Source organism: Ilyomonas limi, from assembly GCF_005233845.1.
Taxonomy (GTDB): domain Bacteria; phylum Bacteroidota; class Bacteroidia; order Chitinophagales; family Chitinophagaceae; genus Ilyomonas; species Ilyomonas limi.
On the sequence record NZ_SZQL01000025.1, the window covers coordinates 21,494 to 33,692 of the forward strand.

The following is a 12,199-nucleotide window of genomic DNA, read 5'->3' on the forward strand; positions in this document are numbered from 1 at the left end:
GGCTGAAGTTAATTGTTCAGTGGAAATAAAATAAGGAACGCAGATACGAATTGTTTTTTAGCCTGGCGGATAGCCAGGAGGATGCTTTCCATGACATAGGAAACTGCGGAATCAGGACCATTGGCTGCTATGGCAATAATGGCAACCCCTTTTTGCAACTGCGTATATTTTTTACTCAAATTGTTCTTCGTTTACATTAAGTGAAAAATTGAATAAGTATGTAAATAAAAATGGCTATAGTACAGGCCGAAATGAGCGACTATTTAATAGTCAAGAAGAGGCAGAGTTAAAGAGACAAGATGCAAAAGAACAATGGAAAAATAGCGGGTATAATATTGGTGGCTACAACTATTTTTTTGGAGATTGTACAGAATAAATTTAGAAATAAATGCCTTACCATATTGTAATGTAAACAGATAGATATCTATTTGCTCGAATTTTGCACAACCATAGTAAGTTTTTATTCTTCACTGCGTTAGCGCAGTGCCTCCGGGATGGAGCCGACGGCTTCACTCGCACCAGGGCTATGTAACGCTGTAATGACTTGCAACTGCATATCTATAAAATGACAACAAACACCTGAACCAATTTCAATTATTTATAAAACTTATTTATAAGTAACTTAATACTATAAACTTTATAAGTAATTATTACATTTACCAAAAAATCTCACCCTTATGAAAACAGCAACGCTGTATGCTTTTTTTCTACTTTGTATAATCATCCTTAATAGTTGTCAAAAAACAATGAATGAGCAGCAGGTTCAGGCGCTTGCAGGTGCAAGCATGGATATTAATGCAACTGCAAAATCTACTCTTAAAGTAGCGAGAGTATTTACCAATAATATGGTTATACAGCGCGATAAGCCTGCTTCGGTATGGGGAACAGCGCCTGCAGGTCACACCATTAGTGTAAAAGCCTCCTGGAAGGATTCTACTTTTACAACTGTTACCCCTGGTTCCGGCAATTGGCGTGTGGTTATCTCGGGTGCTCCTGCCAATGCAATGCCTCAGCAATTAACGGTGAGCGATAATGATAATTCTAAAACGTTTTCCAACATTCTAATTGGAGATGTGTGGGTTTGCAGCGGGCAATCAAATATGGTAATGCCACTGGACTCGTTAGGTCCTAGTCCATATTATGAAGGTGTGCTTAATTATCAGGCAGAGATAGCCGCAGCTAACTGGCCCAATCTACGGCTGATCCCTATACAGGAAGATGAGCGTACCAGCCCAATTAATAATATTGCTTTTAATACAAGCTGGACGGTATGTAGCCCTGCCACGGCAGGAAATTACAGTGCTGTAGCTTATTATTTTGGCAGAAAGCTGATGAATACACTTAATGTACCTATTGGATTGATAGTAGCTGCAGTGGGTAATACATATTGTGAAGCATGGACAAACAAAGAAGTAATAGAGGGCAATACTACATTGGATGCTTATTATTCAGGGAATAATAATTCCTCGCAGTTGTATAATGGTATGATAAATCCATTGAGAAATATGGCTATTAAGGGATTTATCTGGTACCAGGGAGAAAATAACAGATATGACAGGCCACCCAGCAATTATACCAAGCTAAACAGTGCATTGATCAGAGGCTGGCGCAACAAATTTGCCCAGGGAAGTCTTCCTTTTTATTTGGTACAAATGACACCTTATGATGACACTTATTTCGACAATCCTTCATCGGAAGGAGGCGATTCTACGGCTGATGATTATGCACGTTTTAGAGAGGCACAATCGAAAATCCGCAATGTGGCAAATACCGGTATGGTGGTAACAATGGATGTTGGAGAAGTAAAACGCATTCATCCTAAAAACAAACAACCCGTAGGCGAACGTTTGGCTTTGCTGGCCTTACAAGGTGCTTATGGTATGCATGTAAATCCATTAGGCCCGCAATATTCTTCCTTTACAACCAATCAATCTACGGCTACTATTAGCTTTGTATCCGGCACTGCTAACGGATTAACTACCATAAACAACGGACCTATGGAACAACGCTTTTATGTTGCAGGTGCTGATAGAGTGTTCAGGAAGGCAGTTGCCAAAATAAATGGTAGCCAGATTATTTTAACTGCACCTGCTGCCACGCCGTTGCCCATAAAAGCCATACGATACGCATTTACCAACTTTCCCCTTACCAGTATTCAAAATTCAGATGGTTTGCCCATGGAACCATTCCGTACAGACACCTGGGCTCAATAATATTGTAGCAAGTTTTAGAAAGTGAAAGCCACAAACGTTTGTTTTGTGGCTTTTTTTATTATTAATAATTCTCCTGATGCTCATTGCGCGCTTCAGCACAATTACACTTATTGAAAGCCTTTTACTCTTAAGCTCAATAATAGAGCATCCTTTACGCTCCTTTAAGCATCCTAAAAAGCTGTTAAAAGCCTGTAAATTAACTTAGTATATACTTATAGGCATAATTGTTGGTAACTGGCGGCGATTAACATTTCTTTTACAAGGGTTATTCCGGTATCAATGTCATTATGAGAAAATCAAGGCGACTATTTATTCGCAACACTTCGCTTGCGGCATTAGGAATGGTGTTCGTTTCAGCTACAAAAAAGAAAACATCTTATCGCGCCTCAGAAGCTATTAGCTGCTCTCCTGAAGCTATAGAATCTATTACAGGCACTATTACCAGTGTAAGGTCGGGAAACTGGTCAGACAAAACAACCTGGGGCGGGGTTGTACCAGATGCAAATGATACAGCCTTTATTGCATCTGGTCACATCGTAACACTTGATACTAACGTTGTAGTAGCGGGACTAAATGTAAGCAGTGGCGGTACATTGCAGTTTAGTGCAGCTAAGAGTACCACATTGCAATCCAACAAGAATGTTGTAATTGAAGGGCTTTTAAAAATGCGCCCCTCTTCTGCCAAAGTTGTTCAAACATTGCAGTTTATTAATGTGGCTGAATCGAAATTTGTGGGTAGTACAATGGATCCTGTAGCTTCCGATGTTGGCTTGTGGGTAATGGGTGCCGGAAAAATGGATGTATCCGGCACTGCCAAAAAAAGCTGGACCAATGCAACCGATTCAGTAAAAAAAGGTGCCACTTCTTTTACTGTTAAAGATGCTACAGGCTGGCAGGTGGGTGATGAGGTTATGATTGCACCTATGGAGCAGCCCAACTTTAACCCAACAGATTGGGATGATAATACGGCAACGCTTATTGACTATTTTCTCGTGAAGTTTGAATGCCGCATTATAACTGCTATTAGCGGTAATAAAGTATCGTTTAAAGATGCACTTCAATATGATCATACGGCTGTTGTTTCTAATATAGATTCATCATTAGGCAACTCATACCGCAAATGGACACCGGAAGTGGCTAACCTTAGCCGTAATGTAAAAATACAGGGTACAAAAGGTTCTACAGATGCTTACGCTTCTTTTAAAAGGGCGCATATATTTATCCGATCTACTGCGGCGCAAAGCATACGTTATATGGAAGGTAAATACCTGGGGCCGAGGAAGTATCAGGATGCCAGCCGTCCAACGCTTGTAACCGGCCGTTACGGTTTACACTTTCATCACTGCGAAGATGGTTCCAGGGGTTCAGTGGTAGAAGGTTGTGTAATGGCTCACATTGGTACCCGGTGCTATGTACCACATGTAAGTCATGGTATTAAAATGCGAAATAATGTAGCTTTTGATGCGTTGGAAGAAGCCTTCTGGTACGATTTCCAGGATATATCGCACGACTGCATCTGGGATAAAAACCTTATGGCAGCTATACGCTTAAATGGCGTAAGCCTCAGTAGTACGGGAATGATGTTGGGGCAGGGCGATGGCAACAAAGCCAGAAATAATGTTGCGGTGTATGCAAATGGTGGTGAATTACATAATAATGGGGGCTGCTATAAATGGGAAGCTGATGCGGAAGGAGTGTGGGTTTTTGAAAACAATATAGCGCATAGTTGCACTTCCGGGATATTTGTTTGGCAAAACACCAGTAATAATCACACTATTATTGACTATGATTCTTTTTATTGCCATGAAGGAATAACGCATGGAGCGTATTCAAATTCTTATACATACCGTGGTGGGCATCACTACAAATCATTGCTGTTTGATGAGGCTACTTCGAGCAATACAAGCGGCGTTGTATTTCAGGATTTGTATATGGATGCAGGCGGAGCAAACCATTGTGCAGAAGTAATAGATTCTCCTATTCCTTCCAACATCAACAGTACTAATAAATTTATTAATTGTGTGTTCAGGAATTTTAAGATTTCTGCAGTGCAGCTTGCCAGTGTAATGATGGACAGTAATGCTGAAAAACAATACAAGATAATAGATATCATTTGTTGCGATTACGCTTCCGGACAACCTTATTTTTTTGACAACGGAAGTTTGTATCCACTTAAGAGCCAATCGCAAATAAGGGTGCAACCGATAAAAGGACAATGTTTTCAAACAATTGGCAGCAACAGTAAGCAGCGCTCTGATATTAATGTGTTTGCACCAAAAGTATATGGCACAGGTATGGGGCTTATGGGCAGCTATTATAATGGAACAGCGTTTAACAATTTTGCATTTAAGCGGCTGGATTCCATGATTATGTTTCAGCAATGGTCTTACGATAAAGCAGCTTCACCAACCGGGGTGCATTATAAAATAACCGGCGATCAGTATTCTATACGCTGGGCTGGCCAGGTAGAAGCACAATACTCAGAGTCATACACCTTTTATCTGCAAGGTAGTGGCGGGCACCGTATGTGGCTTAATGGAAAATTGATTATTGACAGTTGGACAGACAGGGTGGATAATGCCGAAATGGTGCTATCTAAACCCATTTTACTTACCCAAAAAAATAAGTATGATGTTGTAATAGAACATTATAATAGTGGTGGCAGCCGTGGGTGTACGCTGCTTTGGAAATGTCCAAGTTTACCCGTTATCTCCATAATACCACAATGCCAGTTATACAACGGTTCTTCTACTACTGCCCGCACCGCTCCTTTAGCAGTTAGCGCTGGCGATGATATAACGCTGACCTTGCCGTTGAACAATACCTATGTAAAAGCTACTGTTTCAAATGATGCTGATGATGCAGCTATTGCTTATCAATGGGTAAAAATAAGCGGCCCTGCATCTTACACCATTGTAGATCCGGATAAGTCTTCAACAAACATTAAAGGTCTTATTGAGGGCGAGTATGTTTTTCGTGTGCAGGTAACGGATAGTAACGGTAATACTGCGCAGGATAATGTAAAAATAATAGTAGAAAATGATGAGGCGCAGGAAAGCAGTAATGAGCGTAATCTATCTATAACGGCTGCTCCAAATCCAACACTCAACAGCTTTAAAATACAAGTAAAGAGCAATGATCCATCACCTATCAACCTTACTATTTACAATAAATGGGGAGTACAGGTGTTTGCACGCAGAGGACTTACCAGCCCGGCAACAGTTACTGTAGGTGACAACTTTAAAAGAGGTAGTTACTACGGAGTGGTAGAGCAGGGAAATGAAAAACAATCAATTAAACTGTTGAAGCTATAGGATTAATAAGATCACTTTAACAAAAAACCGCCTTTTACATCAGGCGGTTTTTTGTTGTACTTATTTGGATTAAAAATTATTATCAAAAGTCTTTTAAGGAATGCTTATAAAAATAGAATCTAACATGGCTGGTTTGCATGTAGTGTCAACCATTTAGTGCACATTTAAGTATTACTGCATTCCTAAGCAGGGTAGTAGCATATTGGGTTTACAAAAAATTAGATAACCATGCAATAGAAAACAGCATACTTACTACGCTTTGGCAGTACAGAAATATTACTTTCTCAACATAAGAGATGGCACAACAGCTAAGGACTTTTCTTTTATCTGTGCCACTCTGCGTGCTATTGCCTGTTTGTACTTCAGGTTGTCTTTTAGTTTTAAAGCTCTTTTTTCTATCAAATGCCACGAAAGCATTGCAAATACTAACGTAATGCCGGCGCTTACGATAAAGAAGACATACGTGTTCAGGTGATTAAAGTACAAATAAAGCATTTGCTGTACCAGATAGCTCCATATATACATACCATAAGAATAATCACCATGCTTAGCAAAATGCTTCAGATGTTTTGTTTTTACGAAGCATAAAAAGATAGTAACATAGCTAAGCATAATGCCTGTTATAATCATGCTGGAAGTATAATTGGGATTATAGTGCATATTAACAAGCAATAAAACAAAAGCTACCAGTGCAGCAAAACTGTTCAGGGTTATTTTCTGGCGATAAATATATATGAGTGTGCCACATGCAAAGAAAAAAATGGTTTCAAAGATCTCTTCTTTCCCATACATGATTTTATTACGGAAAACCAGCAGCGTAAGCACCAGCAATATTATACCTGTTATCTTCTTTTTACTAAAGATTGAGCCTACAGCAGCTACTAAACAATAGCACAATAGTTCGTAGCTTAAGGTCCACAAACTGCCATTTACCATTTTTGGTGCATAATTATGTTCAAATATTCCTGGCAGCCAATACTGCACACTCACCATGAATGTGTTGGAGTAATAATACTTAAATGTAGTAAAGTTGGTAAAGTAATCGTATAACGTATTGGTAGTAAGCAGCGGCCCAATAATGAAAACCGTGCAAAAGACCACAACCATTAGAGCTGGATAAATTCTTAACATGCGGGCTGTAAAATACGTTGAAATATCCCGGTTTTTATCAAAGCTGCGGGTAATTAAAAAACCACTGATAATAAAAAATACAGCCACGCAAATGCCGCCAATCGTATAACGGTCATGGGTAAAAGTTAATAAAGGTTCGTGTATAGATGGAGTAAGAAAAAAAGAATGGTGAAAGATGACAAGCAAAGCAGCCATAAACCTGATGAAATCAAAATTATTATCTCTGCTATGCAGATAATCGCTAATTTTTCTATTCATAACGGTGTTATTGAGTGTTATAGGATAGCTATTGGGAAAATTAAATGATAGGTAAGCTGAATTGTGAAGTACAGATGGAAGTAGTTATAAGGAGTGTGAGGTAATTACAATTTATGCCATGCCCATCTGAGTTTTTGCTTTTGTAGATTTAAAACCTCTCCCGATGATGATCTTCTTCAGCGGATCGAGTAATACGCTTTCTTTCCAGGCTATTTTAAAGGCATTTACAAAAAGCTGGCGTTGTGCTTTTTTATACAACTGCGGCAGCACTTTATATACAACCTTGGCACATTTAGCTGCCCGCATTTTCAGTACCGCATCCATATCTATATCGGTCGTATCTATGTTGTAGCCGCGATGTGCTTTAATATTCTGGCACAATTCATATTCTTCAAAATAGTTTACATAATTCTTCATTACCGATTTTGTGATTTGCGAAGCGTGAATTCGTACACAGGCGAGTGGTTCGGGTATAATGTAGCAATCGCCGTATTGCAATTGCTGTAGCCACATTTCCCAATCGGTAAGCCACTTATATTTTCCCTTAAATGCAGTAGTTTTTTTGGTGTTGCTTCTGAACATTACGGCCGATGGCTCGCCCAGCCAGCCATACGTTTGCAAGGTAAGTTTAGTAATGTGATGACCGGTGTAAAAACCAGTCACGGGTACTTTAAATATGCTACTATTGCTACCGAAGCCTTGCCTGTAGCAGGTAATTAATGATACCGTTGGATATTCTCCGGCTACAGCAATAAATTTCTCCAGTAGTTGCGGGTTAAATTTATCATCGGCACATAAGAATTTTATGTACTTTCCGTTTGCCAGCTCCAAACATTTATTCCAGTTGCCAACCAGTCCAATATTTGTAGCATTTCTATAATAGTAAATGCGCGAATCGGATAGGTATTTTTTTACCACTTCCTGTGTATTATCGGTAGAATGATTGTCGCAAATAATTACTTCAAAATCAGTAAAAGTCTGCTGCAACACACTTTGTATCGCTTCATCTAAAAAATGTGCATAGTTGTAAGTAGGTATGAGTACAGATACTTTTGGCGTGTACATGTAAGTTGTTTTACATTGAAAGCGTATCGGCTATTACGGGTTCCTGAATGTCGTTGCTGTTTGCAGCAAAAAAATAATCGTCCTGCTCTTTGCGCAGGCGTTCTACGAAGCGATTACCGGGCAGTATTACATTATCATAAGTAATTACTCCATCTTTAGGTATGTTGTTTTTTAGCACACAGCCTTCTGCCAGGCCAATAGGCAGTAATCTTTCTGCTTGTTGCACCTCCGCATTTTCGCAAAGTCCGTAGGTCATGTAATAGCCAATGCCGTCAATCGTTTCACCGGCGTTTAAATCCCTTTTGGCAGCAGTTATTACTTCTACATAAGGTTTGCCAAGGGGTGTCAAAGCAGCATCATTCAATAATACTGCTCTTGCAATGGTATTAGGCACTTCAAAATGACAAAGATGATAAGGTGTATAAAAAAGATAAAGCGGCCCTTCACCTAATTTATACAAGTTAAGATAATGCTGCTGCACCGAATCATCAATCGTACCTAACACAAACACACCCGGTGCCGGCTCGCTAATGCCCACTACATAATCTACAATACCAGCACCTGTCAGCATATCCTCCAAAGGGAATAAATTAACTACTTCCTTGATGGTAGTGCCGGCTGGTACAGTAGGTCCGTGCATGCCGCGCTTGGCCACACGCATGCCGGTACCATTGGCAACAATCGCCTGCTCAAAAGATATCTTGGTGCCATCGGCAAAAGAAGCTACTTTTTCAGGTTTTTGTCCCCATTTTTTGGCAAATGCTATTTGAGTGGTGGGGTTGCGGTACGGGTCGTGCAGCCCTTTAATATTGCCGCAAAGTACTGGCTTTACACCCATTGACTTTACAAAGCGGTATAGATTCATAATAACGCCCGGCTGGTCTCCGTCAATATTGGTATAAACAACGCCCCTCTTATCGGCATAAACTTTTAAGATAGGCCCAACCGTTCCATCCAGATCAGCATTGGCCGATAGTACATGCTTCCCATTTTGAATAGCTTGAAATACAACATTGGCACCAAACGCTACAGCACCTGTAACATCTATAATGGCTTCAATGCTTTTCGCTTCGCAAAGTAGCAGTGGATTATTGGTAATGCTATAGTTGCCTTGTGCAATATTACCTTCCAGTTGCTGTACAGTAGTTACCTCATTTACCAACGTGATACCGGCATCGGCATAAGCTTTTGCTGCTTTTTCCACATTCCGGTTGGATATAGCAACCAATTGAACACCCTGGGTGTATTTGCATATTTGCAGCGCAATTGCTTTACCCATAAATCCAGCACCAACCATAGCTACCCGGATAGGTTTATCGGCCTTTGCACGGTTTTTTAATAACTGGTCAACTATTATCATGTTTGGTTTATTTGTTATTAAAAAGAGTATGTACTATTACTGTAATCAAGTGTTGGTTCATATGCTGCATACGACTGATCTTTTGCAGACATAATCACCGGCATCAAGGGCCATTGAATATTGAAGGCGGGATCATTCCAGCGGAAGCCTATCTCAGCTCCGGGAGTATAGTATTCCGACATATGATAAACCACCTCTGTATTATCTTCCAATGTAATAAAACCATGTGCAAAACCTTCAGGAATATACATCATCTTAGAATTATCGGCAGTGAGTTCTTCCCCATGCCACTGCAGATAAGTAGAAGAGTTTTTACGCATATCTACAATTACGTCGTATATGCTTCCACAACTGCAACGTACCAATTTACTTTCTTTGTAAGGAGCAAGCTGAGCATGCAAGCCACGTAAAGTTGCTTTCTTTTTATTATAACTAACGTTTGCCTGCACTATATTGAAATCTATTCCTTGTGCTTCATATTCGCGTTGACAATAAGTTCTGGCAAAAAAGCCCCGCTCATCTTTCTTACGTTCAATTTCTATTACATAAGCACCCTTTAATTTGGTTTTGGTGAATAACATACAATTTATTTGTTTGGTACTATCTGATTTTGAAAATATGCTGATAATTTTATTTCTATTGTTTAGTGCTGTAGTTTAATAATGCCGGTCAAAAGCAGGATCACTTAAAAAAACTTACACATTTACTGTTGCTGCCAATGGTTTATTGCCTGTTACTGCAGATGAGCGATTTTTCCAACAAAGCTGATCGTCAATCTGTCCGGTTTCCTGTAAATAATTCAACACCTTTAGCCGCATAAGATGCGAGTTTCTGAAGTCGTGATCTTTAAACTGCATTGCCTGCAATAAAGCTTGCAGTTGCAAAATAGCCTGCACCAATGTAACCTGCGGCTGGTGCTGTGGTGCCAGCGTTTGAAACAGATGGAAGTTAACCTGGTAGGATCGTTTATCCGGCGCCGCGTCTTTATTAATATGTACTTGTGTGCCCGGAATAGCTTTAGCTACTGCATGAGCCAATTCACTTACCTGATAATTCCATTCGTTACTGCCGGCATTTACTGCCAGAAAGTTGCCACCGTTAGATGCTTCGCGGTTAATTGCCCAATCAATTGCGCGTGCCATATCTTTTACATGTATTAATGGGCGCCAGGGGCTGCCATCACTTAAAATATGAATATTACCCGAAGCAACTGCGCCTGCAACAAAATCATTGAGCACCAAATCGAGCCGCAACCGGTCGCTTGCGCCACATGCAGTGGCAAAGCGAAGACAGGTAATGGTAAAATCTGCATCTGCCAGCAGTTCGAGTTCTTTTTCGGTAAATACTTTAGAACGGGCATAGGCAGTAAGCGGGTTCAACCGGGCATTTTCGGTTTTGGCACTGCCTTCGGCAGCACCGTACATGCTACAGCTAGAAGCAAAAACAAATGATTGTACACCTGCCTGCTTAGCCAATTTTGCAAGCCGTACACTGGACATAAAGTTGATTTCCATGGTTACCTCTTCAAAGCGGTTGCCCATAGGATCGTTGGAGATAGCAGCCAGGTGAACAACAGCATCAATGCCCTGTAGCATTTCGGGTTTGATGGTGCGTATATCGCCAAATAGTTGTGTGTCCAGTTTGCTCTCTGGCAGCACGGGTGCATGCGTAAGCGAAGAAGCAAAATAGCCCATATCGAAACCAATGAGCGTTGCACCAGGATAAATAGCGCGTAAATGATTTACGACAACAGGGCCTACATAACCCATATTGCCGGTAATTAAGATTTTCATATAAACAGATGTGTTTTTGTGTAATGAAAAAAGATGGGTGATTAAAGCGGATGCTGCAAAATTGTAATTGCAGAGTGCGTTTGAAGATTTACTTAAAAGCTGTTTAAGTTTTTCGGGTCAGGAATCACTAAGGCTTATAAAGATGAAAATTGCACAAAGTATGCTTTATGCATCTCTGTGTCCTTTGTGTTTTTGTGGTTCAAATAATTATTTTAAAACAAACCTCTCCAACTTAATAAGCCGCTGCAAATGTCGGATTCCAAACGTACCAGGGGGCTTCGCCTTTTTGCCATAAGTCTTCTAATACATTCTTATCGCGAAGCGTATCCATTGGCTGCCAAAAGCCGGCATGTCTGTAAGCTGATAGCTGCCCGTCACGCGAAAGATTCTCCAGCGGCTCCCGTTCCCATACAGTATCATCACTATCAATGTAATCTATTGCTTCAGGTTCCAGCACAAAAAAACCACCATTTATCCATGGCATGCTGCCACCCGCTGCCGGCTTTTCCTGAAAGCGATGAATAAATGTATCTTCGGGATCGAGGTTAAATACACCAAACCTGCCCGGCTGTTGTACGGCAGTCAGTGTAGCTAACGTTCCCTGGCTGTGATGAAAATTTATTAACTCCTGAATATTTACGTTGCTTACACCATCGCCATACGTCATGCAAAAAGTTTCATTGTCCAAATAGTGTCTTATACGTCTTAAACGTCCGCCGGTCATAGAAGAATAGCCTGTATGTACAAGAGTTACACGCCAGTCTTCAGTATCGTTGCGGTGTATCTCCATGCTGTTCTTTCGCATATCAAATGTTACATCGGAATTGTTGACGCAATAATTGGCAAAATATTCTTTAATGATATTGCCTTTATAACCACAGCAGATAATAAATTCATTAATTCCATAAAAAGAATAAATTTTCATGATATGCCATAAGATGGGCTTGCCGCCTACTTCAACCATGGGCTTGGGGCGTATGCCACTTTCTTCGCTGATGCGGGTGCCGAAGCCACCTGCAAGAATAACTGCTTTCATATAGGACTTTTTTGTGTTAGTAATAAAAT

The 12,199-nt window shown here is 40.4% G+C and carries 10 protein-coding genes; 3 read left to right on the plus strand and 7 right to left on the minus strand.

What is annotated here, in order from left to right; translation table 11 throughout:
• Positions 1 to 8: 8 nt before the first annotated feature.
• Entirely contained in the window at positions 9 to 179 is a 171-nt protein-coding gene (locus tag FC093_RS23870; protein WP_170971176.1) for a hypothetical protein, read from the minus strand.
• A 29-nt stretch (positions 180 to 208) separates the two neighbouring features.
• Here FC093_RS23870 and FC093_RS23875 point away from each other — a divergent pair, with 29 nt between their 5' ends.
• The 3 genes from FC093_RS23875 to FC093_RS21130 all read left to right on the plus strand — a co-directional run bounded on the left by FC093_RS23875 (position 209) and on the right by FC093_RS21130 (position 5,527).
• A complete protein-coding gene (locus FC093_RS23875) occupies positions 209 to 376 on the plus strand; it encodes a hypothetical protein (protein WP_170971177.1) in 168 nt (55 codons plus the stop codon).
• A gap of 301 nt (positions 377 to 677) precedes the next feature.
• Entirely contained in the window at positions 678 to 2,213 is a 1,536-nt protein-coding gene (locus FC093_RS21125; RefSeq protein WP_137263804.1) for a sialate O-acetylesterase, read from the plus strand.
• Positions 2,214 to 2,500: 287 nt separating this feature from the next.
• Entirely contained in the window at positions 2,501 to 5,527 is a 3,027-nt protein-coding gene (locus tag FC093_RS21130) for a PKD domain-containing protein (protein ID WP_137263805.1), read from the plus strand.
• A 276-nt stretch (positions 5,528 to 5,803) separates the two neighbouring features.
• Here the strand turns inward: FC093_RS21130 and FC093_RS21135 are convergent, their stop codons facing one another.
• The 6 genes from FC093_RS21135 to rfbF form a co-directional block, all read right to left on the minus strand.
• On the minus strand, positions 5,804 to 6,916 hold the full coding sequence (locus FC093_RS21135; RefSeq protein ID WP_137263806.1) for an acyltransferase family protein: 1,113 nt from the start codon (positions 6,914 to 6,916) through the stop codon (positions 5,804 to 5,806).
• A gap of 111 nt (positions 6,917 to 7,027) precedes the next feature.
• A complete protein-coding gene (locus tag FC093_RS21140) occupies positions 7,028 to 7,981 on the minus strand; it encodes a glycosyltransferase family 2 protein (RefSeq protein WP_137263807.1) in 954 nt (317 codons plus the stop codon).
• Positions 7,982 to 7,991: 10 nt separating this feature from the next.
• Positions 7,992 to 9,341, minus strand: a complete 1,350-nt coding sequence (locus tag FC093_RS21145) for an NAD(P)H-dependent oxidoreductase (RefSeq protein ID WP_137263808.1) — start codon at positions 9,339 to 9,341, stop codon at positions 7,992 to 7,994.
• Between the two features lie 17 nt (positions 9,342 to 9,358).
• Complete coding sequence (rfbC, locus tag FC093_RS21150; RefSeq protein WP_137263809.1) at positions 9,359 to 9,922, minus strand: dTDP-4-dehydrorhamnose 3,5-epimerase; 564 nt, start codon at positions 9,920 to 9,922, stop codon at positions 9,359 to 9,361.
• 114 nt (positions 9,923 to 10,036) lie between these two features.
• On the minus strand, positions 10,037 to 11,134 hold the full coding sequence (locus FC093_RS21155) for an NAD-dependent epimerase/dehydratase family protein (RefSeq protein WP_137263810.1): 1,098 nt from the start codon (positions 11,132 to 11,134) through the stop codon (positions 10,037 to 10,039).
• 232 nt (positions 11,135 to 11,366) lie between these two features.
• Positions 11,367 to 12,170, minus strand: coding sequence for a glucose-1-phosphate cytidylyltransferase (gene rfbF, locus FC093_RS21160; RefSeq protein ID WP_137263811.1), 804 nt, complete (start codon positions 12,168 to 12,170; stop codon positions 11,367 to 11,369).
• Positions 12,171 to 12,199: the final 29 nt, after the last annotated feature.